At 67.3% G+C, this 21,337-nt stretch carries 20 protein-coding genes; 9 read left to right on the top strand and 11 right to left on the bottom strand.

Annotated features, from left to right (window positions below; genetic code table 11):
• Nucleotides 1-31: 31 nt before the first annotated feature.
• On the top strand, nucleotides 32-712 hold the full coding sequence (locus tag AB4850_RS12495; protein ID WP_414440117.1) for a Fe2+-dependent dioxygenase: 681 nt from the start codon (nucleotides 32-34) through the stop codon (nucleotides 710-712).
• A gap of 1 nt (nucleotide 713) precedes the next feature.
• Here the strand turns inward: AB4850_RS12495 and AB4850_RS12490 are convergent, their stop codons facing one another.
• From AB4850_RS12490 to AB4850_RS12480, 3 genes are all read right to left on the bottom strand, one after another.
• A complete protein-coding gene (locus AB4850_RS12490; RefSeq protein ID WP_414440116.1) occupies nucleotides 714-2,009 on the bottom strand; it encodes a sensor histidine kinase in 1,296 nt (431 codons plus the stop codon).
• Nucleotides 1,996-2,682, bottom strand: a complete 687-nt coding sequence (locus tag AB4850_RS12485; protein ID WP_206125961.1) for a response regulator transcription factor — start codon at nucleotides 2,680-2,682, stop codon at nucleotides 1,996-1,998. Before AB4850_RS12485 ends, AB4850_RS12490 begins: the two co-directional genes overlap by 14 nt.
• A 153-nt stretch (nucleotides 2,683-2,835) precedes the next feature.
• On the bottom strand, nucleotides 2,836-3,687 hold the full coding sequence (locus tag AB4850_RS12480) for an alpha/beta fold hydrolase (protein ID WP_414440115.1): 852 nt from the start codon (nucleotides 3,685-3,687) through the stop codon (nucleotides 2,836-2,838).
• A gap of 496 nt (nucleotides 3,688-4,183) precedes the next feature.
• Between AB4850_RS12480 and AB4850_RS12475 the strand changes: the two genes are divergently transcribed.
• The 3 genes from AB4850_RS12475 (at nucleotide 4,184) to speB (ending at nucleotide 7,471) form a co-directional block, all read left to right on the top strand.
• Nucleotides 4,184-4,900: an HAD family hydrolase gene (locus AB4850_RS12475; RefSeq protein ID WP_414440114.1), complete on the top strand. Its 717-nt coding sequence runs from the start codon at nucleotides 4,184-4,186 to the stop codon at nucleotides 4,898-4,900.
• A gap of 157 nt (nucleotides 4,901-5,057) precedes the next feature.
• On the top strand, nucleotides 5,058-6,293 hold the full coding sequence (locus AB4850_RS12470) for an NAD(P)/FAD-dependent oxidoreductase (RefSeq protein ID WP_414440113.1): 1,236 nt from the start codon (nucleotides 5,058-5,060) through the stop codon (nucleotides 6,291-6,293).
• Between the two features lie 182 nt (nucleotides 6,294-6,475).
• Nucleotides 6,476-7,471, top strand: coding sequence for an agmatinase (gene speB / locus AB4850_RS12465; RefSeq protein ID WP_414440112.1), 996 nt, complete (start codon nucleotides 6,476-6,478; stop codon nucleotides 7,469-7,471).
• A gap of 51 nt (nucleotides 7,472-7,522) precedes the next feature.
• On the opposite strand, the gene AB4850_RS12460 is transcribed toward speB, so the two are convergent.
• From AB4850_RS12460 to AB4850_RS12445, 4 genes are all read right to left on the bottom strand, one after another.
• Nucleotides 7,523-8,440 carry a LysR family transcriptional regulator gene (locus AB4850_RS12460; protein ID WP_414440111.1) on the bottom strand — a complete coding sequence of 306 codons (918 nt, stop codon included), beginning with the start codon at nucleotides 8,438-8,440 and terminating at the stop codon, nucleotides 7,523-7,525.
• Nucleotides 8,441-8,535: 95 nt separating this feature from the next.
• Nucleotides 8,536-9,678 (bottom strand): branched-chain amino acid ABC transporter substrate-binding protein, encoded by a 1,143-nt coding sequence (locus tag AB4850_RS12455; protein WP_414440110.1) that lies wholly within the window; start codon nucleotides 9,676-9,678, stop codon nucleotides 8,536-8,538.
• Between the two features lie 185 nt (nucleotides 9,679-9,863).
• Nucleotides 9,864-11,237: a DHA2 family efflux MFS transporter permease subunit gene (locus AB4850_RS12450; RefSeq protein WP_414440109.1), complete on the bottom strand. Its 1,374-nt coding sequence runs from the start codon at nucleotides 11,235-11,237 to the stop codon at nucleotides 9,864-9,866.
• Nucleotides 11,238-11,344: 107 nt separating this feature from the next.
• Nucleotides 11,345-12,166, bottom strand: a complete 822-nt coding sequence (locus AB4850_RS12445) for a hypothetical protein (protein WP_414440108.1) — start codon at nucleotides 12,164-12,166, stop codon at nucleotides 11,345-11,347.
• A gap of 675 nt (nucleotides 12,167-12,841) precedes the next feature.
• Here AB4850_RS12445 and AB4850_RS12440 point away from each other — a divergent pair.
• From AB4850_RS12440 to AB4850_RS12430, 3 genes are all read left to right on the top strand, one after another.
• Nucleotides 12,842-13,429, top strand: a complete 588-nt coding sequence (locus AB4850_RS12440; protein ID WP_414440107.1) for a tetratricopeptide repeat protein — start codon at nucleotides 12,842-12,844, stop codon at nucleotides 13,427-13,429.
• A 123-nt stretch (nucleotides 13,430-13,552) separates the two neighbouring features.
• Nucleotides 13,553-14,368: a hypothetical protein gene (locus AB4850_RS12435; protein WP_414440106.1), complete on the top strand. Its 816-nt coding sequence runs from the start codon at nucleotides 13,553-13,555 to the stop codon at nucleotides 14,366-14,368.
• 112 nt (nucleotides 14,369-14,480) lie between these two features.
• Complete coding sequence (locus AB4850_RS12430; RefSeq protein ID WP_414440105.1) at nucleotides 14,481-15,503, top strand: hypothetical protein; 1,023 nt, start codon at nucleotides 14,481-14,483, stop codon at nucleotides 15,501-15,503.
• Nucleotides 15,504-15,555: 52 nt separating this feature from the next.
• Here AB4850_RS12430 and AB4850_RS12425 read toward each other — a convergent pair whose 3' ends face one another.
• The 4 genes from AB4850_RS12425 to madL form a co-directional block, all read right to left on the bottom strand.
• Nucleotides 15,556-16,614 carry a helix-turn-helix domain-containing protein gene (locus AB4850_RS12425; protein WP_414440104.1) on the bottom strand — a complete coding sequence of 353 codons (1,059 nt, stop codon included), beginning with the start codon at nucleotides 16,612-16,614 and terminating at the stop codon, nucleotides 15,556-15,558.
• A gap of 471 nt (nucleotides 16,615-17,085) precedes the next feature.
• On the bottom strand, nucleotides 17,086-17,529 hold the full coding sequence (locus AB4850_RS12420) for a hypothetical protein (protein ID WP_414440103.1): 444 nt from the start codon (nucleotides 17,527-17,529) through the stop codon (nucleotides 17,086-17,088).
• Nucleotides 17,530-17,595: 66 nt separating this feature from the next.
• The gene (gene madM / locus AB4850_RS12415) at nucleotides 17,596-18,363 is read right to left on the bottom strand and encodes a malonate transporter subunit MadM (protein WP_414440102.1); all 768 of its coding nucleotides are present in this window, start codon (nucleotides 18,361-18,363) and stop codon (nucleotides 17,596-17,598) included.
• Nucleotides 18,364-18,375: 12 nt separating this feature from the next.
• Nucleotides 18,376-18,759 (bottom strand): malonate transporter subunit MadL, encoded by a 384-nt coding sequence (madL, locus tag AB4850_RS12410; protein WP_414440101.1) that lies wholly within the window; start codon nucleotides 18,757-18,759, stop codon nucleotides 18,376-18,378.
• A 272-nt stretch (nucleotides 18,760-19,031) separates the two neighbouring features.
• Between madL and AB4850_RS12405 the strand changes: the two genes are divergently transcribed.
• Nucleotides 19,032-19,967: a LysR family transcriptional regulator gene (locus AB4850_RS12405; protein ID WP_414440100.1), complete on the top strand. Its 936-nt coding sequence runs from the start codon at nucleotides 19,032-19,034 to the stop codon at nucleotides 19,965-19,967.
• A 97-nt stretch (nucleotides 19,968-20,064) separates the two neighbouring features.
• Nucleotides 20,065-21,327 carry an MFS transporter gene (locus AB4850_RS12400; protein ID WP_414440099.1) on the top strand — a complete coding sequence of 421 codons (1,263 nt, stop codon included), beginning with the start codon at nucleotides 20,065-20,067 and terminating at the stop codon, nucleotides 21,325-21,327.
• Nucleotides 21,328-21,337: the final 10 nt, after the last annotated feature.

Below are 21,337 nucleotides of genomic sequence, written 5' to 3'. Positions count from 1 at the left end.
GCGCCATGCAGCCGCATACGGGAGAGCAATCATGATGGTGGAAGTGCCGGGCGTGTTCAGCCCGGAAGAAGCGGCGGCGATCGCCGCGCGGCTGCGCGCGGCCGATTGGGTGGACGGGCGCGTCACGGCCGGCGTGCAATCGCAGCGCGTGAAGGACAACCGCCAGTTGTCCGGCGACGATCCGCTCGCGCGCGAAGTGGGCGACGAGATCATCCGGCGGCTCGCGCAGCACGCGGTATTCATGTCGGCCGCGCTGCCGAAGAAGATCTACCCGCCTTTGTTCAACCGCTATGCGGGCGGCGAAGCGTTCGGATTCCATATCGATAACGCCGTGCGCGGCATCCGCGAATCGCGCGAGCGTGTGCGCACCGACCTGTCGGCGACGCTGTTCCTCTGCGAGCCGGATACGTATGACGGCGGCGAACTGGTCGTGCGCGACACGTTCGGCGAACAGCGCGTCAAGCTCAAGGCCGGCGACATGATCCTGTATCCGGGGTCGAGCGTGCATCGCGTCGCGCCGGTCACGCGTGGCGAACGGCTGGCGTCGTTCTTCTGGATCGAAAGCCTGGTGCGCGAGGATGCGCAGCGCAGCCTGCTGCTGGAGATGGACGTGGCGATTCAGCGGCTCACGCAGCAAGGCGCCGACGAAACCTCGCTGCTGCAACTGACGGGCAGTTATCACAACCTGCTGCGGATGTGGGCCGACGTCTGAGTCAGAAGCGCCGCTTCGGCTCGTCGGTTCGCAGGTCGATCCGGAAGCGGCAGCCGCGCCCCGGCGCGGAATCGAGCGTGACGCGCCAGCGTTGATGCTGGCAGATCCGCTGCACCAGCGACAGCCCGAGCCCGAGGTTGCCGGCGTCGGCGTGCTCGCCATGCACGAACGGCGCGAACACGCCCGCCTGCGCCTCGAACGCGATGCCCTTGCCGTCGTCGCTCACCTCGAGCGAGCCGGGCGCGGCGCGCACCAGAATGCGCGTGCCGCCGTCGGCATGTTGCAACGCGTTGCGGATCAGGTTCGACAGCACGATGCGCAGCAGTGCTGACGGATAGCGCGGCACGGTAGCCTCGTCGCCCGTGTCGTCATCGGTTTCCAGTTCGAGCGCGAAGCCGCGCTGCGCGGCCAGCGCGCGCCAGCGGCCGGTTTCGTCGCGGGCGGTTTCCACCGCGCCGGCCATCAGGAAACCGTGCGTGTCGCCCGCGCCGCGCGACAGCATCAGGTAGGCGGCCAGTTGCTGGTCGATCTCCTTGGTGGCCGTGTGCATGCGCTGCAGCCGGCTGCGTTGCGCGTCGCTCAAGCCCGGCCCGTCGAGCAGCAGCTCGGCCGAACTCGAAATCACCATCAACGGCGTGCGCAGTTCGTGGCCCACGTCGGCCGTGAACAGCCGTTCGCGCTGCAACGCCGCTTCGAGCTGGTTGTAGGTTTCGTCGAACGCGGCGGCCAGCCGGCCGATCTCGTTGTCGGGATATTCGTGGGCGAAGCGCGTTTGCGGCGGCAGCGCGGGCCGCTCGCCCACCTGCGCGGCGAGCCGCAGCAGCGGCCGCACGAAGCGCCGCGTGATGGTGCCGCCGAGCATGAAGGCCAGGATCAGCGCGCCGGCCATGGTGCCCACGGCGATCCAGTGCGAGCGCTGTTGCCGGTGTTCGAACTCGGTGTAGTCGCGCAGCAGCAGATATCGTGTGGCGTCCTGATCGTCGACCATCGCGTGCCACTGGCGGCCGTCGTGTTCGATCTTGCTGAAGCCGGGCGGCAGCGCGCGCAGCCACGGCGGAAACGCGCTGCTGCCCGGTGCGCCGTGGAAGAAGCGATCCTCGCGGCCCACGTCGCGCCCGTTCAGGTATTCGTCGCGAATCCGGTTGACGGCCATGCCCATGTCGATGCGCTGCAAATGCACTTCGAGCGTATCGATTGCCCACAGCGAGGCGAGCGACAGCAGCGCGGCCACCACGACCGCCACCAGCAGGTAGGTGAGGATCAACTGGCGCGCGAGCGTGCGCCTAGGGTTCCACACGCTGCGGGTCCTGAAGCTGGTAGCCGATGCCGTGCACGGTGCGCAGCAGCGGCGCGCCGTACGGCTTGTCGATCACCTGGCGGATCAGGTGGATGTGCGTGCGCAGGCTGTCGCTGTCGGGCGGCGAATCGAGCCACAGCGCTTCTTCCAGCCGCGCGCGGTGCACCACGGCCGGGCTGGCCTGCATGAGGATCTGCAGCAGCTTGAGCGGGGCGGGCGGCAGCCGCAGCGTGTCGCCCGCGCGCGTCAGCGTGCGCGTCTCGACGTCGTAGGCGAGATCGGCCACCTGCAGCGTGCGTGCTGCCGGGCGGCGCGTGCGATGCAGCAGCGCCTTCACGCGCGCGGCCAGCTCGGCCAGCGCGAACGGCTTGACGAGGTAATCGTCGGCGCCCGCATCGAACCCTTCGAGGCGGTCGTCGAGCGTATCGCGCGCGGTGACCATGATCACCGGCGTTTCCAGCCGCGCTTCCTCGCGCAGCTTGCGGCACAGGCTGTAGCCGTCGAGCCGCGGCAGCATCAGGTCGAGCACGATCAGGTCGAATTCGTGCGCGGTGGCGAGCGCGTAGCCCTGCAAGCCGTCGAACGCGCAATCGACGATATGGCCGCGGTTGCCCAGATGGCCGGAGATATTGGCGAGGATGTCGGGATCGTCTTCGACGACGAGGATACGCATGGCGGTGCCGCGGAAGGATGCAAATAAGAATCGTTGGCGATTCTACCGTGCCGGGCGGGCTTGCGCGCGTCGATCCGGCGGCATCAAGGCAAAACGGCCGGCCCGATCAACTCGGGGCCGGCCGTTTTAGGCAGGACTGCGATGCAGTGCTGCTTAGACGTTCTGAAGAAACGCCGCCAGGTGGCGGTTGAACGCGCTCGGGCGGGCCATGTTCATGCCGTGCGAGGCGCCTTCGATCGTGACGCGCGACGCACCGTCGATCCAGCCGGCCAGCGCGGCGGCGTTCTCGCGATACGGCTTCGGGCTGTTCTCGCCGTCGATCATCAGCGCCGGGCAGGCGATGCGGCTGGCCACCTCGGCCGAGAACGCCGGCAGCGGGTCGCGCAATTGCATCGACAGCGTGCGGGCGTTGTCGGTGGTCATGGTGCGGAAGCCTTGCGGGCTCTTTTGCCAGGAGCCGGCGCGGCTGACGGAATCGACGAACAGTTCGAGGCCCGCATCCACTTCGCCATTGGCGATCAGCGATACCGCACGCGTGCGCAGGCGCTTGGTTTCGAGCGAGAGCGTGGTGGGCGTGGAGGCTTCGATGCCCGTCAGCGTGCCGCCCGGGTCGCACAGCGTGAGCGAGCGCACCAGTTCCGGGAAGCGCAGCGCCACCTGGAACGCGACGCTGCCGCCGCGCGAGTGGCCGACCAGGTGCACGGCGCCGGCGTCGAGCCCGCGCAGGAACTTGCCCACTTGATCGGCGTGGTTGCTGACGCTGAAGGCGGGCAGGTCGTCCGACGGCTCGGCCGGCCAGTAATGCGTCAGGCTCGGCGCGATGCAGGTGAATTGCGTTGCGAGGCCGGCGAGCTGCGGTTGCCAGAATCGGAAGTCGCACAGCGAGCCGTGCACGAACACGACGACGTCGCCTTCGCCCGTCTGGACGTAGGGCATCTTGATGATGGGACCGGGACCGGGAAGGTCCAGCGATACGGGTGCGGCGAGAGAAGCGACGGGGTTCACGATCAGTTTTTGAATAGTTCCGGGCGCAATGATAATGGATTTCCCTGATATGCCTACCCGGTGCCAAAAAACCACAACGTGGGAAGGCCTGTGGCCGGTGCGCTCGTATTTCTATCAAGTATTTGAATTTATTGTATTTATTTGGATTTCTCGGGCTCGCTTCGGTGCGGGAATGATCGCCCTGATTGTTCTAAGATTTTGTAGTAATAAGCGTTTGCAAGGGGCGGTTTGTCGCGGATGGCGGTTGAGGGACGGTCTGGAAGGCGAAACGGGGCAGGATCAAGGCTTGCTTTTACGCCGCCGAACCGGGCGCGCCTCGACGGCGCAACGATGATTCGATAGGAAAACGTAATGTTTGGTGCGAGGCGCGGCGGCACGCTGCGCGGCCGCGCCGGTTCGCGCCACGTTCTACAATCGAGGCCGCTGCACACGTTGCGCACGCAATCGCTTTGCCCGCATCCTCGTCACCTCCTCATCCGCCCGTCGCCCTACCGCCATGCCCAATTCAGACCTGCCCGACACCGGCAATCCCGTCCGCTCCACCGACGCACCGCTGCCGTATCGCGCGATTCTGTGGGACATGGACGGCACGCTGTCCGACAGCGAGCCGCTGCATTACGCCTCGCTGGTGGCCGCGCTGCGCCACTTCGGCGAGGAGCCGGACGATGCGCTGCACGCGCAGACGTTCGGCATGACCGGCCGCGCCTCGTACGAATTCTGCGTCGAGCGTTATGGCCGTGCGTTCGATTTCGCGACGTGGTCGCAGGTGCGTTTCGAAACCTTCATCGCGAGCCTCGGGCAACTGCGCGCGCGCGAGGGCGCGCTCGAACTGTGCCGCGCGGCGCAGCACGCGGGCCTGTATCAGGCGGTGGTGTCGAACGCCGGGCGCAACACGCTCGAATCGGGTATCGCTGCGCTGGCGCTCGGCGAATACCTGACCGTGGCGGTGTGTGCGCACGACGTGGCGGCCGGCAAGCCCGCGCCGGACGGTTATCTGCTGGCGGCCGAGCGGCTCGGCGTGATGCCGGCGCAGGCCGTGGTGGTGGAAGACAGCCCGCTCGGCGCGCGAGCCGGGGTGGCGGCCGGCATGCGCGTGCTGGCCTGGCTCGAAGCGGGCAGCGAGGCGAGCCTCTACCCGGAAGCCGCACAGATCGTGCGGACTTCAAAACAACTGGCGGCGGCGCTGGGCCTGTCGATCGACGACGCGGCCTGAGCGGCCAATCCTGCGGCCCGAAACCGAACGTCCGACCCGTTGCCGCTGGTGCAACGAACGGCGATACTCTCGTTCGCCGATTCACCCGCTGCCAGGCCGAGGCGTTCGAAACGCCGCGCCGGCCGGATCGAAGCAATAACAGAACAGAGGAACAAGCATGGACGTATTGGATGTGGTGATCGTCGGGGCCGGGCATGCGGGCGCGAATTGCGCGGCCGAATTGCGCAAGGCCGGTTTCGATGGCAGCGTCGCGCTGCTGTCCGACGAGGCCGAGCTGCCCTACGAGCGGCCGCCGCTGACCAAGGATTACTTCACGGGCGAACGCGGCGGCGAGCAGATCCGCTTCCGCACCGCCGAAGCCTGGCTCGAACGCAATATCGACGTGCGCCTGTCGCAGCGTGTCGAGGCGATCGAGCCGGAGGCGCACCGCGTGCGCCTGGCCGACGGCACCACGCTCGGCTATCGCAAGCTGGTGTGGGCCGCGGGCGGCGCGCCGCGCCGTCTGGCCTGCGAAGGCGCGACGCTGGCCGGTGTGCACGTGATTCGCGGCAAGCACGACATCGACGGGCTGAAGGCCGATCTGGCCGGGCGCGAGCATGTCGTGATCGTGGGCGGCGGCTACGTCGGCCTCGAAGCGGCCGCGTCGCTGACCAAGCTCGGCGGCGTGCGCGTCACGGTGATCGAGGCGCAGGACCGCTTGCTGGCGCGCGTCGCGGGCGCGGCGCTGTCCGCGTTCATCGAGGGCGAGCACCGCGGGCGCGGCGTGGAGATCGTCACGGGCGCGCAGGTCACGGCGCTGAAGGGGCAGGACGGGCGCGTCACGGCCGTCGAGCTGGCCGATGGCCGCTCGCTCGCCGCCGACGTGGTGATCGCCGGCATCGGCATCGTGCCGACCGTGCAGGGCCTGCTCGACGCGGGTGCGCAGGGCGGCAACGGCGTGGTGGTGGACGAGCAGTGCCGCACCAGCCTGCCCGATGTGTACGCGATCGGCGATTGCGCGCTGCGCGTGCATCCGCTCGTGACCGGCCACGCGCTGCGCATCGAGAGCGTGCCGAATGCGCTCGAACACGCGCAGATCGTGGCCGCCTCGATCGTCGGCAAGCCGCAGCCGAAGCCGGGCGTGCCGTGGTTCTGGTCGACCCAGTACGACCTGCGCATCCAGATGGCCGGGATTCCCGATGGTTACGACGAGGTCGCCGTGCGCGGCGACGTGGCGGCCCGCGCGTTCGCCGTGTTGTATCTGCGCGCCGGCCGCGTGATCGCGCTCGACGCCGTCAACGCCACCAAGGACTACGTGCAGGGCCGCGCGCTGATCGCGGCTGACGTGACGCTCACGCGCGAACAGCTGGAAGACCTCGGCGTGCCGTTGCAGGCGCGCATGCCGGCGGCCTGAGCCTGCCGCCTCCGGTTCGACGCAGCGCGCCCGCCGTGCCGCGTCGAACCGCTTCCCGTCTTCCGAACCCGCCTTCCGAACCGTTCACTTCGGCAATCGCCGAAACGAGCTTCGCGATTCCGGTATTTTTCCCGTACGGTCGCACTTCTACACTGGCCCGATCCCCTAGAGACGGAGCCACCATGTCCACCAACGCCTACGACAGCGGCCGCCTGAACCTGCCGTTCGTCGGCATCTGCACGTTCGCCAAATCGCCACTGTGTCTCGACTGGGATCACATCGACGCCGATATCGCCGTGATGGGCGCGCCGTTCGATTGCGGCACGCAATGGCGCGCCGGCGCGCGCTTCGGCCCGCGCTCGATCCGCGAAGCGTCAACGCTGTTCTCGTTCGGCCACGGCGGCGCCTACGATTTCGAGGACGACGTCACCTATCTGCCGGCCGAGGACGTGAAGATCGTCGATATCGGCGATGCCGACATCGTCCACACCAATACCGAGCGCAGCCACGACAACATCGAGTTCGGTGTGCGAAAGATTTTGGAAGCGGGTGCGCTGCCGGTGGTGATGGGCGGCGATCACTCGATCAATATCCCCTGCATCAACGCGTTCGCCGGCCAGGAGCCGTTCCATATCGTCCATATCGACGCGCACCTCGATTTCGTCGACGAGCGTCATGGCGTGCGCTACGGTCACGGCAACCCGCTGCGCCGCGCGGCCGAAAAGAGCGTGGTGACGGGCATGACGCAGATCGGCATCCGCAACGTGTCGTCCACGGCGCGCGAAGGCTATGCGCAGGCACGCGAGATGGGCTCCGACATCATCTCGGTGCGCGACTTGCGCCGCCTCGGCATCCAGGGCGTACTCGACAGGATTCCGAAGGGTGTGCGCTATTACCTGACGATCGACATCGACGGCTTCGATCCGTCGATCGCGCCGGGCACCGGCACGCCGAGCCACGGCGGCCTGCTCTATTACGAAGGGCTGGAGCTGTTCGCCGGGCTGGCCGCGCAGGGCGACGTGATCGGCATCGATCTGGTGGAAGTGGCTCCCGACTACGATCACTCGGGCAGCACGTCGATTCTGGCCGCGCAACTGCTGCTCAACACGCTCGGCCGCGTGATGCACCAGCGCAAGCTGCGGCGGGTCGAAGCGGCCAACGCCGAAGCCGTAAAGTAAGGCACCCGAAGTAAAAAATCAGACGGCAAACCGGCGGGGCCGGGTTCGCGCTTACCGCGCGGCCGGCCCCGCCAGCGCGTCCGCCGCCGCGATCAGGCATTCGCGGAATGCCTGCACCACGCGGGTCGGCTCGGCGTTCTTGCGCGTGACGATGTCGAAATCGAGATGCGTGGCGTAGCGCGCCGGATCGATGCGGCGCATCAGCCCGCCATCCACCCACGGCTTCGCGTAGTGCGGCGGCAGGAAGCCGAGCGTGTTGCCCGACAGGATCAGCATCGCGCGGCCCTCGACGTTGTCGACGGTGGCGGCGGCCTGTGGCAGCCCCAGCAACGCCAGCTCCTGCTCGGCCAGATACGAGCGCGCGGCGAGCCGGCACCCGGCCAGCTCGGAGGCGGGCACCTGCCCGTCGGCGCGCGCGGCGAGCGGGTGCGTGGCCGCGCAATACAGGCCCTGTTCCTCGCGGTAGAGCGGCGTGTAGGTGATGCCCGGCGTGCGCGTGGGAAACGGCCCGACGGCCAGATGCAATTGCCCGTCGAGCACGTGCTGGACGAGGCTGGCCGGCGCGGCGATCTGCAGGTCGAGCCGCACTTCGGGCGCGCTTTGGCCGAACTCGCGAATCGCCGGCAGCAGCGGCGAATGCAGGTCGGTCAACGTGGCTTCGATCAGGCCGAAGCGCAGCACGCCCTGCAGGCGGTTGCGCACCGCGCCCGCTTCCATGTGAAAGATTTCGACCGCGCCGAGCAGCCGTTGCGCGGCATCGTAAAGCCGCGCGCCGTCGTCGGTCAGCCGGAAGCCGCTGCGGCCGCGCTCGCACAGCCGCAGGCCGAGACGCGTTTCCAATTGCGCCATGTATTCGCTGATGCCCGAGGCGCCGATGTTCAGCGCCGATTGCGCCGCGGAAAAGCCGCCGCACTGCGCGATGGTCGCGAAGATGCGCAGCAGCTTGAGGTCGGTATCCTGGATTTGCACGTGAGTCCCTCATGCACGATGATCGAAGCCCGGCCGCGCAACGGCGCGGTCGGGCTTCGTGAAAACGCGTGGCGCGAGGGCGGCGTGCGGAGCGCTTACTTCTCGCCCGGCGCCAACGCCACCTGGGTGCCGTTGCGGTACGTGTAGATCGTGATCGGCGAATCGGTCAGGTCGCGGTCCTGGTTGAAGCGGTAGTGGCCCGAGATGCCGTCGGCGTCGATCGCCTGCAGCGCCGCGCGATACTTGGCCGGATCGGTCGAACCGGCCTTGACCATCGCCTGCGCCACGATGTTCACGCCGTCGTACAGCGCCGCGCTGTAGGTCAGCGGCGGCGTGTTGAAGCGCTTCGCGTAGTCGGCCGAGAACTGCCGGCCGGCCGGCGTCTGGCTCAACACCGGGCCGCCTTGCGGGCAGTACACGTTGCCGTCCACCGCATCGCCGCCGAGCTTCGCGAGTTCCTCGTTGCACATTGCGTCGCCGCCGAGCAGGTAGCCCTTCATGCCGAGGCGCTGCATCTGCTTGCGCATCGAGCCGGCCTGCGCGTAATAGCCGCCGTAGAACACGCCTTGCGTGTTGGCGCCCTTGATATGCGTGAGGATCGCGAGGAAATCGGTGGCCTTGTCCGACGTGTATTGGCGGTCCACCACCTCGATGCCGTTCGCCTTCGCGGCCGCGATGAACTGCTCGGCGAGGCCCTGGCCGTAGGCGGTGCGATCGTCCACCACGGCGATGCGCGTCACCTTCAGTTGCTTGGCCGCGAACGTGCCCATCCGCGCGCCGAGCTGCGTGTCGCTCGCGGAAATTCGGAATACGAACGGATAGCCGTGCTGCGTGATCGACGGGTTCGACGCCACCGTGGCCAGCACGATGTTCGCGTTGTTGACGGGGGCCGAGATCGGCAGCGCCACGCCGGAATTGAACGGGCCGAAGATCGCATTGACCTTCGCGTCGATCAGGTTCTGCGCGACCGTCATGCCGGTGCGCGGGTCGCCGGCGTCGTCCTGCGAGATCAGCTCGAAGCGCGTCTTGCGCCCGCCGATCACCAGCCCCTGCGCGTTCAGGCGCTCGATCGCGAGCCGCACGCCGTTCTCGTCATCCTTGCCGGTGGCCGCCTGCGAGCCCGTGAGCGGGCCGGTCAGCCCGAACTTCACGACCTGCTCGTCGGCCGCATGCGCGCCCGTCGCGATCGTCCCGCCGGCAAGCGCCGCGAACCCCATTGCCATCCAGTGCTGTTTCATCGTTCTCTCCTCGTGCTGAATCGGTGTGCCGCCCTGCCGACCCACCGTCGGCGCCGCGTCGAGAAGCATTCTGGAGAGCCAAATTTGTCGAAAGTATTTGCGATTTCAGAACTACACTTCGGCGAAGTCCGAAGTATAGGTCGCCAAAAAAGCGGGGGCGGCGGCCGGCCGCTCGCGCTTTTGCTTCAGCGCGTGCCGGCGACGGAGGGGCGGTTGCCGAGCGAGCCGAACACGAACGTCGAGGCCACCGTGATCGCGCCGACCAGCAGGAAACTCATCCGGATACCGAACAATTCGCTGCCGTCGGGGCCGGCCAGCAGGCTCGCGAAGCCGCCGCCGATCGATACGCCCAGGCCCATCGCGAGCATCTGCACCATCGAGAACAGGCCGTTGCCGCTGCTCGCGTCGCGGTGCGAGAGATCCTTCAGCGTGACGCTGTTCATGGCCGCGAACTGCATCGAGTTCGCGCCGCCGAACGCGGCCAGCAACGCGAGATCGACCAGCAGCGGCGTATGCGGGGCGATCGCCGCGAAGCCCAGGATCGACGCGCCCACGATCAACGTGTTCACCTTGAGGAACGGCACGTAGCCGAAGCGCTTCACGAGCGGCGCGATCCAGCGCTTGGTGATCACGCCGGCGATCGCGGCCGGCAGCAGCACGAGGCCCGCATGCAGCGGCGAATAGCCGAAGCCGAGCTGCATTTGCAGCGGCAGCAGGAACGGCACCGCGCTGGTGCCGATCCGGCACACCAGGTTGCCGATCAGGCCCGTGCTGAACTTGCGATCGGCGAACAGGCCGAGCCGGAACAGCGGGCGCTCGCGGCGGCGCGCGTGCGCCACGTAGCCGAGCACGGCCAGCGCGCCGCCGAGCGTGGCGGCGGCGATCCACATGCCGCGCGCGGGCACGGCCGGCATGTCGAGCGCTAGCGAGCAGGCCAGCATCGCCAGCGACAGCAGCACGCAACCGATCAGGTCGAACGGCTCGCGTTCGGCGAGGCCGTCCGCCGGCAGGTAGCGCAACACGGCGAGCAGGCCGACCGCGCCGATCGGCACGTTGACGAAGAAGATCCAGCGCCACGACAGCGCCTGCGCGAACCAGCCGCCGAGCGTCGGGCCGATGATCGGGCCGACCTGGGCCGCCACCGAGACGAACGCGAGCGCGCCCACATAGGCTTCGCCGGGCACGCTGCGCAGCACCGCGAGCCGCCCGACCGGCAGCAGCATCGAGCCGCCGATGCCCTGCACGATGCGCGCGATCACCAGTTGCGAGGTGGTGTGCGAGGCCGCGCAGGCGAGCGAGCCGATCGAGAACACCAGGATCGCGGCGAAGTAGACCGAGCGCGTGCCGTAGCGGTCGGCGAGCCAGCCCGAGGCGGGCGTGAGCATCGCCATGGTCAGCGTGTAGGCCACCACCACCGAGCGCATCGACAGCGTGGCCTCGCCGAACGCGTGCGCGATCGACGGCAGCGCCGTGTTGACGATGGTGGTGTCGAGGGCTTGCATGAAGAAGCCGGCGGCTACGATCCAGAGCAGCGCCGATTGAGAAAGAGATCGCGTCATGAGTCGGGGAGGAGCGGCAAGTAACGAAACTGAAAGCCGGGCGGCGTTCAGTCAGAGCGTGACCATACGCCGGTTCCTCGATTATTGCGCGATCAATCGTTGCCGGCTCAATGGGATGGCTGCGCACCGGCCGGGCCGCATTGCGCGTTGGCCCCGACCACGTTGTCGTTGCGCGGGTCCGGGTCGCCGCCGACGGTCACTACCGACAGCGCGGCGCCCGCGTTGCGGTAGCGGTAACTGCAATAGCCGACGCCGGTGCCCGAGCAGGTGTCCGCCTCGATCACGCCGTGTTTCGCCAGGTCGGACGCCGCGTCGTCGGGGCCGGGCTTTTGCGCCGGGCGCACCGGTTGCCAGCCGGCCGCGATCAGGATGGTGCGGGCCGCGGCGATCGATTTGCCGAATACGTTCGGCACCGTCGCGCGCCCGCCGCAAAACGAGCGTGACGCGGCCACGCCGGTCAACGCCAATCCTTCGTCCTGCTGATGTAATTCGGCCACCGGGCCGCCGACGCGTTCGCCCTCGCCGATCAGCAGGCCGCCGGTTTCGAGCGGATCGAGCGTGCCGAACTGCCAGGGCGCCGAGCGGGCGAGATAGGCGAGCGCAACCAGCTTTGCGCCGTCGAACACGCCGAGGTTGGTGTTGTGCGGCGTGCAGATCGCGCTCGTGCCCGGATCGAACCCGCTGGCGAACGACACCACGCGATAGCGGCCGAGCGAGGCCTCCGACATCGCGAACCAGCCCATCGTCTCGACCGCGCGGCCGGCCGGCGACAGCGCTTTGGCGTCGAGGCGATAGTGCGCGCAGAACTCGGGCAGCGGTGCGCGTTCGGGCGAGCGGGGCAGCACGGACAGCGCCACCAGCGAGGTGCCGGCGACCTCCGAATGGGTTCGAACCGATTGGGCGAAAGCGGGCGGCGCGATTGCGTACATGATGCTTGCGCACGCAACCATGAGGGATGTGGGCGATGCGTGGCGCGGCCGGCGCGACGCCCGATTCGCGCCAAGGGCGACAAGGGAACGGAGCATGCTGACTCTCTGCGGGATATGGCGTGATGCGGCGCGTGCGGGCGGCCATGCCGGCTGCGCCGTCGGGTTTCGTACGAGCCGGCGGCCTGCGCCAACCGGCGCCCGCCGAGCGACGCGGGCGCCGCCATGATGCCCGAAATCGCCGTCCGTGCGTCCGGATGCAAAGTTCCGGATTCCATACGATTGAGACGCATGGAAACGAATCGTGGACGGAAGGGCACTCGCGTTTTCGACTGGAGAATTTAGGATTCAGCTTCACGAAAAGCCGGAAACACACGGCTCGCGCTGAATTCTCAAATTGATATCGTCATCTTAAGGATGACGAACCGCGTGGGGTCCCGCAGGGATCGTCGATCGATGGCTCGTTGTCGCGGGTGCCAGGCCGGCGCAGGCGAGCGCTTGCGCTCATGAGAGACAGTTCGACCGCCAGACAGTTCCGGCAGAGAGAAACCGCGGGCCGCGCGCCTGCCGACTTTTGAAACGTTTGGCTTGCGCGCCTTCCCGGCGCCGGGCAATTCACCGCATGTAGCGGGCGTCCGAACCGGCAGTCGAAGCGACTCGATTCGAGCTGGGGCCGTCATGAATTTCCGCCTGTTAATGGTGCCGTCGTTGCTGCTCGCGCTCGCCGCCTGCGTGCAGCCGCAGCCGAGCAACATGGTTCGCATCTGCGACGATCAAGGTTGCGCCGATCGCCCGAAGAACGTCGTCACCACCGAGCTGAAGGACGATGCCCAGGATCGGGAAGACCCACGCATCGCCGCCCTCAAGCAGAGCGCGAAAACCCAGCCGAAGGCCGCCTACGATCTCGGCCTGCGCTATTTCCGTGGCGACGGCGTTCGTCAGGACAGCTATCAAGCGCTCAACTGGATGCGCGAAGCCGCCGAGCACGGCGACCTGCGCGCGCAGAAGGCGCTCGGCGTGTTCTACCTGTTCGGCCTCGAAGAGATGGGCTCCGATCCGCGCGAGGCGGACAAGTGGCTGTCGATTGCCGCGGGCCGAGGCGACAAGGAATCCGAAAAATTGCTGAAGCAGGCGCGCGAGGCCAAGAAGGCCGACGAGGACGATTTCAAATGGCGTTCGCAATGGCGCGACGTCTATTACGGCTATTGGAATTCCGGCTACACCTACTACGGCGTCTGGCAGCAGACGACCTGGTACTGGTATTGACGGATTCCTAAGCATGGGGGGCCGCGACGGGGAGACCTACCTTTCGCGAACCATGCCGGGGGGCTTATCGAGGTTCGCACCGAAGCGTAAGCCGGACATCGTTTCACATCATTCGACAACGACATGAACATCACTTCCACCCTCAGGATCACGGCAGCCGCCGCGCTCGCCGTTTCCCTCGCCGCGTGCGGCGGCATGGTGACGCCCGGCGGCCAGAACGTCGGCGTGACCGGCGCGGCCGGCGGCGCGACCAGCGCGGGCGCCGATACGACGCTCGAGCACTGCGCGTCTCCGCTCGGTACGATCGCAGTCGACGACGGCCGCAACGCGGATTGGTTCGGTCCGTTCGGCAGCGCCACCAAGATCACCACCATCGATCCGCTGCTGCGTCTGGCCGTGCAGCAGTCGAACTGCTTCGTGATCACCTCGGTCGGCAACCAGAAGACCGATGCGCGCCTGCAACGCATCACCGCATTGCAGCGCAATTCCGGCGAATACCGTGCCGGTTCCAAGCAGCAGAAGGGCCAGCGCGTTGCGGCCGACTACTACATGGAACCGAACATCGTCATCAACGATTCGGCCATCGGCGGCCTGGGTGGCGCGGTCGGCAGCATCTTCGGCGGCGGGATCGGCGCGCTGGCCGGCACGCTGAAGAGCAAGGCGTCGGTCGTGACGCTGACGCTGTTCGACGTGCGCTCGGCCGTGCAGATCGCGGCAGCCGAAGGCAGCTCGACGGCCACCAACTGGGGCGCGGCGCTGGCCGGCTTCGGCGGCGGCGCGGGTGGTGCGCTCGGCGGCTTCTCGTCGACGCCGGAAGGCAAGGCGACGGTCGTGGCGTTCATCGACGCCTGGAACAAGATGGTCGTGGCACTGCGCAGCTACAAGGCGCAGGACGTGCGCGGCGGCCTGGGCCGCGGCGGCGCACTGAAGGTTAACTAAGCATTGCTCCGCGACGCGCGGCGGCCCCGAGGCTGCCGCGCGGCCTGCTTCGCTGCTTGCGGGCCGTTATCTCCGCGTCGTTTTTCCATCGCTTCATTGTTTCGAGGTCGCCATGAAAAAAGCCGCCGCGCTGATCGCGCTCGCCTGTCTGACCCTGTCCGCTTGTGGCGGGGACGATTCGTTGTCCGTAGCATCAGGTTCCTCATCGTCTGGCTCGTCGGGTTCATCGGGCGGCACGAGCGGCGGTTCGTCGGGTTCGGGCAGTGGTTCGTCGGGAAGCGGTTCGTCGGGCTCGGGCAGTGGCGGCAGCACGTTCACGTCGCGTTTCGAGGCGCTGACGTCCGCCGCCGATGCCACGAGTTTCCTGGCGCAGCTCAACGCCGAAGGCGCGAAGGGCTTTCGTTATGTCGGCGACGAGTTTTTCTCGGGCGACGGCGCCACGACGCATTCGATCTACGTGAACGACGGCTCGGCCGGCACCTATACCTACGAATTGCCGAGTACGCAGACCACGCAGAGCGCGTATCTCACCCAACTGAATTCGGAAGGCGGACGCGGCTTCCGCTACGACAGCGACCTGACCTACGGCACGCTGTATCGCAACGACGGCTCGTCGGCCACCTACAGCTACCAGTTCCAGTCAAACAATTCGAGCCCGGCCGATTTCCTCACGCAAGCGAACACGCAAGGGCAATCGGGCTACTGGTTCGTCGGGCCGACCTCGATCGGCGGCGCGTTCCTGAACCTGTACGCGAAGAACGGCGCGTCGAGCGCGACCTACACCTACGAGGCGCCGGCCGCGCCGGCCAGCGCGAGCGATTTCCTCACGCAGGCCAATGCCGAGGGCGCACGCGGCTTCCGCGCCAAGGGCACGCAGGTGTTCGGCAGCAGCTCGGCCACGGTCTATGTCAAGGACCAGACGCAATCGCCGACCTTCACGTATCAGACGGCCACGCCGCAAACCACCAGCGCCGCGTTCATCACGCAATCGAACACGCTTGGCGCGCAGGGCAACGCGTATTTCAGCGACATGGCGTTCGGCACCTCGCCGCCGGCGATTGTTTCGGTGTACTTCGCGCCGAAGAATTGCACGGGGTTCCTGTGCACCACGCTGAATCCGCTGATTCAGAATTGAGCTGAGCGGGAACCCGCGGCGCGTTCCGATGCCGATACGCGCCGCGCAACGTTCACAGCGACACGAACGCCCGCATCCACTCGCTGAAATTGGTCGCCGCGGCCGCCTGCTCGGCCGATGCTTGCGTCCACACCGAGTCGCGCCGGAACTCGCGCGCCGAAATCTCGCTCGGCGTCGCACCGAACTTTTCCTTGAACAGCCGGCTGAAGTGCTTCTCGTTGACGAAGCCGTGCCGCCACGCCACCTCGGATATCCGCATGCGCCTGGCGGTCGGATCGATCAGCACGTTGCGCGCGCGATGCAGGCGCTTGTGCTGGATCAGCCGCGCCACGCCGCCGGTCGGCTCGAACAGGCGGTAGAGCTTCGAGCGCGAGATGCCCATCGCCTTGCAAATGCTGTCCGGCGTCAGATCCGACGACAGCAGGTGCCGCTCGATATAGTCCTTCACGCGGTTCACGAACATCGCGTCGAGTTCGGTTTCGGCCTGCTTGAGCGTGTCGAGCGTCGGTGCGAGGCAGGCCACCAGCATGTTCTTGGTGGCCTGGATCGCGTAGGACATTTCGTCGGCGCTGACCTGCGGGATGTTCCGGCGCAGTGATCGCAGATAGTCCGCGAGCAGCGCGCCCATGCCGTGCGACAGCGAACGACCGTGCAGCGAGGCCGCGCCGGCCGGCAGCAGGTCGCGCGGAAGCACCATGCAGATGGTGTCGCCGGTCGTCACCTTCAGGTCGAACGGCGTGGCCAGATCGAGCAGGCACATGTCGCCCGGGCCGATGTTCATCGTGATGTTGCGGCCGGCCGTGCCGTACAGCGTTTCGCTGATCTGCAATTGCAGGTAATAGCCGTCGAGGCCGTCGGAACGGATTCGCTGCGGCGAGCGGCTCATCGCGTGTTCGACCTGGTGATCGGGGCGCAGCCATTGACGGCCGCCGAACATGAGCTGATCGAGCAGCGTGAAATCGAACTGCGAATCGTACGGCACGTGGTCGTCTTCCAGCATGCCGATGTCGAACAGCGCACCGGTGTCGGCACGCCAGGCATCGAAACGTTCGCGTTCGGGCGCATAGGCCGTCGAAAAACGGTAACTCAACCCCTCTGAAGTCGCACTCATCTATTGTTATTGCCCGTTATTTTTAAAATACCGGCGGTCAATCCGCTTTCGGAAAAATCGCCCGATATATGTTTTTCTAACGGAGCGTCATGCCGAAAAATACCGATTCCGGTGTTGGCCTAAGCATGTCGCGAGATGTAAACGGTTTCGCGACAAGCTTTCGTTGTGTCTTTACGGATATTACACAGATCGTAATTTGGATAGGTGACATTTTTCTGATGAATGGAAAATGAAAGCTTCCTGAGATCACACCGAGGCCACGGCTGGCGGGCGTGACAGCCCGATCGGCGTTGAATGGAGAAAAGCATTGCCGGAAAAACCGGGCCGGATCTCCTGAAGAGGTTGCGATCCGGCTTTCCGAATTTTTCTAATAGCGTATCGCCCTGCTTCCAATCGAATTCGAATGAAAGGCAATGCCGCGTGGTATCGCCGTCATCCATTGCGCAATGGCGTTTCGACTGCCGTAAATCGTCAGGCTGTCGCGAGGGCTTTTCGTTTCAACGTTGCGGGCGCAACGATTGCGGCGGCGCGGGCGCGCTCCGCATTGGTTCGGCGCACGGTGCGCCAGGCGTCGAGATAACGGCCGACCGTGGTGGTGTCGAGTTGCGCGTCGTGCAGCGCGATGAGCGAGGCGAGTGCGTCGCGGCCGGCATCGTCGAGCCGGTACGGCGCGCCACGCAGATACGTGCGTTCGAGTGCGGATTCGGCTTCGGCGGCGAGGCTGGGCGCATCGGCACCGGCATCGGCACCCAGCGCCACGGCCAGACGCACGACGTTCGCGAGCACGGCAAGCGGCGACGGATCGCAGCCGCCGCCGAGCAGGCGCGCGAATGCGAGGTGATGCTTGAGCTGGAGATCGCGTTGCTCGTGGGCCGGCAGCGGCCCGTCGAGCGGATGGGGGGCGGGGGTAGGCATGAGCGAAAGAAACAGGCGTGGCAGCGTGGCAAAAGGGGCGGCCGGCAGCCGCCCCGCATCGCCTGATCAGCTGCCGACGATCGCGCGCGTCGCGAAGAACAGCACCGACGGCCCGAGCAGGCAGCCGACACCGGTGTGGAACGTCGAGATCAGCGCGCCGTACGGCACGAGCCGGCGGTCGGTGGCGGCCAGCCCGGCGGTCACGCCGCTGACGGTGCCGGCCAGGCCACCGAAGATCATCGCCGAACGCGGCGTGCGCAGGCCGAGGAAACCGGCCGCGAGCGGCGTGCCGATCATCACGATGATGGCCTTCACCAGCCCGGTGGCGATGCTCAATGCGATCACGTCGGAGCTGGCGCCGATCGCCGCGCCCGTGACCGGGCCGACGATGTAGGTCACGGCGCCCGCGCCGATGGTGGTCATGCTGACGGCATCGGTATAGCCGAACGCGCGCGCCACCAGCGCGCCGACGATGAACGGCAGCACCGTGCCGAGCAGCAGCGACACCACGCCGATCAACCCGGCGCGCCTGGCCTCGCTGGCCTGCACCTCGAACGCGGTGGCGACGATCGCGAAGTCGCGCAGCATCGCGCCGCCCATCAGGCCGACACCGGCAAACAGCGGTACGTCGGCAATGCCTTTCTCGCCGTGCGTGACCACGCCGCCGACCCAGGCCAGCGCGAGGCCGATCAGGATCGCGAACGCGGAGCCGTGCACCCGGCCGCGCGTCAGGGTTTTCGACAGCATCATCGACACCCACATGACGATGCCGACCAGCGCGAACGCGGCTACCAGGCCGTTGTGCGCAACGATTTTCTCGAGCATGGAAATCATCCGGGCCTCCGCTCAGGGCTTGGCCGGCGCGAACGCCGAATCGTCGTTGCCGACGCGCGAGAGCACGGCGATGCAGCAGGCGCACACGGCCACCGCGCCGAGCGCCGCGAGCAACGCGACGGGGCCGCCCTTGAGCGCGGCCACCACGTTCTGGTTGGCGGCCATCGCCACCACCACGGGGATATACATCGCACCCCAGAACGTCACGCCCGCTTCGGATTCCTTCGGAAGCCAGCCGCGCCGGTGCAGCCAGATGCGCAGCACGATGAGCAGCAGCATCGCGATGCCGACGCCGCCCACGTTGGTTTTCACGCCGATGGCGGCGCCGAGCAGATCGCCGAGGAACAGGCCGGCAAGATGGCAGAACGCGAGCAGCGCGGTGCCGTAGATGATCATGATTGTCTCCATGTCTGTTGGATGTGTCGGCGGCAGGGCCGCCGCCCGGCGGTTCGTCGCTGCGAACGCGTTCTCGGGCCTCGTGGTGCCGGACGACGGGCGTACCGGCCGAGACAGTCTAGTCCGGCCGGAATCTCGCATTTATGAAGTTGTCCGGATGATTCAGTGGGAATGACAATGCGGGCCGCCGTTTCGTCCGTGAAAATGCACGACAATCGTGCGTCCGTCGCCGGCCGACCGCGCCGGCCGATCATTTCGATATCGAGGAATTCATGGATTTGCTGGCTGCCATGCGCGTGTTCGTGCGCGTCGTCGAGCGGGGCAACCTGTCGCGCGCCGCGAAGGATCTCGGCCTCGGCCAGCCGGCCGTCAGCGACCGGATCGAGCGGCTCGAACGGCACTTGGGCGTGCGCTTGCTGCTGCGCAGCACGCGCGCCGTGTCGTGCACCGACGAAGGTTCGTTGTTCTATCGAAAGAGCAAGCTGGTGCTCGATGCCGCCGACGACGCGCGCGAGGCGGTGGTGCCCGGCGGCGACGCGGTGCGCGGGCGGATCCGGATCGCCGCGCCGCACGGCCTCGGCGACGTGGTGTTGCCGGCGCTGCTCGGCGCGTTGCGCGCGCAGCATCCCGAACTGCACGTCGATCTGATCCTTAACGACGAGCCGACCGACCCGGTGACCGAGGGCGTCGATCTCTCGCTGCGGCTGGGCCGCCTCGGCGACGGCAATTTCGTGGCGCGGCGGCTCGGCCATGTGCGCCGCGTGCTGGTGGCCTCGCCCGGTTATCTGGCCGCGCACGGCGCACCGGACACGCCGGCCGACCTGGTGCGGCATCCGTTCATCCGCGTGGCGGGCCTGTTCGGCGACGGGCAGATCCGGCTCGAGGAGCGGGCGGGCTTGTCGCCTGGCACGTCGCATGCCGCGCCCGTCCATATCGTCACGACGGTCAGCCACTGGGGGCCGGTGCGGCAGTTGCTGCTCGACGGCTGCGGCATCGGCGTGTTGCAGGAGATCGTCTGCACGGACGCGCTGGCCTCCGGCGCGCTCGTCGCGCTGCTGCCCGGTCACACGGTGCCCGGTTTCGACCTGCATGCCCTGCTGCCCGTGGTTCGGCCGGTGCCGGCCAGGACGCAGCGCGTGCTGGCCCTGCTCGAACAGCACCTGCCGGACGCGGTGCGGCAACCCACCCAAGGCGCGCCGGACGATTGATCAGGTTTCCCGATGACTGAGATCGGCCGCGCGGGCCTACCGGCGCGTGGGCCGCGCGCTTAACGTGGGCGGCCACATCATTCGTCGAGGCCGTGCCATGTCGTCACTGAACCTGAAACTTCTGGGCCCTTGCCTGCTCGCGATCGCGATCGACGCCATGGGCTTCGGCCTGGTGTATCCGATCATGGCGGCGATCTTCTCCGATCCGCACGCGGGCATCGTCGGCACAGGGGCCGGCCCGGCGCTGCGCAATTTCTATCTGGGCCTCGGCTACGGCGTCTATCCGCTCTGCATGTTCTTCGGCTCGTCGCTGATGGGCGAACTGTCCGACGGCTACGGCCGCCGCCGAATCCTGCTGCTGTGTCTGTTCGGGCTCGCGCTCGCGTACCTGCTGATGGCGCTCGGCGCGTGGTGGCCGAGCCTCGCGCTGCTGCTGGTCGGGCGTGGCCTGAGCGGGCTGATGGCCGGTTGCCAGGGCATCGCGCAGGCGGCCATCACCGACGTCAGCACGCCGCAAACCAAGGCCTACAACATGAGCATCATGTCGATGGCGTTCAGCGCGGGCGTGATCGTCGGGCCGGTGCTGGGCGGTTTGACGTCGGACCCTCGCATCCTGCCGGCCTTCAATTACGGCACGCCGTTCCTGCTGGTGGCCGCGCTGTCGGCGCTGTGCGGGTTCTGGACGCTGCGCCGCTACCGCGATGCACGGCCGCCGCGCGGCGCGCGCCGCGTGGATTGGCTGCTGCCGCTGCGGATCGTGGCCGAAGCCGGCCGCGATCGCCGCATCGCGCTGCTCTCGGCCGTGTTCTTTCTGATGCAGGTCGGCTACGGCCTGTATCTGCAGACGATCATGCTCGTGCTGCAGACGCGCTTCGGCTACACCAGCGCGCAACTCGGCCTGTTTAGCGGATTGATCGGCCTGTGTTTCGTGTTTGGCCTGACGGTGATCGTGCGGCGGATGTTGCGCATCTGGCGGGTGGTGGCGATCGCGAAACTGGGCCTGCTGGTGGCGGGCATCGCGCAGTTGCTGTCGGCGCTGCTGCCGCACGAAGGGTTGCTCTGGGCGTTCGGGATGGTGGTCGGATGCTTCGACATGGTGGCGTACACCACGCTCTACACCGCGTTTTCCGATGCGGTGAAGGTCGAGCGGCAGGGCTGGGCGCTCGGCGTGGCCGGCTCGGTGATGGCGATCGCGTGGGTGGTCACAGGCCTGCTGAACAATCTGCTGCCGCTGCTCGGCGAATCGGGGCTCCTGATCGTCGGCGGCACGGGTTTCGTGCTGAGTTTCGTTTTGATGCTGGCCTATGGCCGCAAATGGGCGCCGGTGACCGTCGGCACGGCTGCGCGCGCCGAAGGATGACAGGCGCGGC

Source organism: Burkholderia sp. 22PA0106 (genome assembly GCF_047497155.1).
Classification (GTDB): Bacteria; Pseudomonadota; Gammaproteobacteria; order Burkholderiales; family Burkholderiaceae; genus Burkholderia.
This window is presented reverse-complemented; position numbering and strand designations above follow the sequence as displayed.

Coding starts and splice junctions, on each gene's coding strand:
- AB4850_RS12495 (WP_414440117.1), top strand. CDS start 32: ATGATGGTGGAAGTGCCGGGCGTGTTCAGCCCGGAAGAAGCGGCGGCG.
- AB4850_RS12485 (WP_206125961.1), bottom strand. CDS start 2,682: ATGCGTATCCTCGTCGTCGAAGACGATCCCGACATCCTCGCCAATATC.
- AB4850_RS12475 (WP_414440114.1), top strand. CDS start 4,184: ATGCCCAATTCAGACCTGCCCGACACCGGCAATCCCGTCCGCTCCACC.
- AB4850_RS12470 (WP_414440113.1), top strand. CDS start 5,058: ATGGACGTATTGGATGTGGTGATCGTCGGGGCCGGGCATGCGGGCGCG.
- speB (WP_414440112.1), top strand. CDS start 6,476: ATGTCCACCAACGCCTACGACAGCGGCCGCCTGAACCTGCCGTTCGTC.
- AB4850_RS12455 (WP_414440110.1), bottom strand. CDS start 9,678: ATGAAACAGCACTGGATGGCAATGGGGTTCGCGGCGCTTGCCGGCGGG.
- AB4850_RS12450 (WP_414440109.1), bottom strand. CDS start 11,237: ATGACGCGATCTCTTTCTCAATCGGCGCTGCTCTGGATCGTAGCCGCC.
- AB4850_RS12445 (WP_414440108.1), bottom strand. CDS start 12,166: ATGTACGCAATCGCGCCGCCCGCTTTCGCCCAATCGGTTCGAACCCAT.
- AB4850_RS12440 (WP_414440107.1), top strand. CDS start 12,842: ATGAATTTCCGCCTGTTAATGGTGCCGTCGTTGCTGCTCGCGCTCGCC.
- AB4850_RS12435 (WP_414440106.1), top strand. CDS start 13,553: ATGAACATCACTTCCACCCTCAGGATCACGGCAGCCGCCGCGCTCGCC.
- AB4850_RS12430 (WP_414440105.1), top strand. CDS start 14,481: ATGAAAAAAGCCGCCGCGCTGATCGCGCTCGCCTGTCTGACCCTGTCC.
- AB4850_RS12425 (WP_414440104.1), bottom strand. CDS start 16,614: ATGAGTGCGACTTCAGAGGGGTTGAGTTACCGTTTTTCGACGGCCTAT.
- AB4850_RS12420 (WP_414440103.1), bottom strand. CDS start 17,529: ATGCCTACCCCCGCCCCCCATCCGCTCGACGGGCCGCTGCCGGCCCAC.
- madM (WP_414440102.1), bottom strand. CDS start 18,363: ATGATTTCCATGCTCGAGAAAATCGTTGCGCACAACGGCCTGGTAGCC.
- madL (WP_414440101.1), bottom strand. CDS start 18,759: ATGATCATCTACGGCACCGCGCTGCTCGCGTTCTGCCATCTTGCCGGC.
- AB4850_RS12405 (WP_414440100.1), top strand. CDS start 19,032: ATGGATTTGCTGGCTGCCATGCGCGTGTTCGTGCGCGTCGTCGAGCGG.
- AB4850_RS12400 (WP_414440099.1), top strand. CDS start 20,065: ATGTCGTCACTGAACCTGAAACTTCTGGGCCCTTGCCTGCTCGCGATC.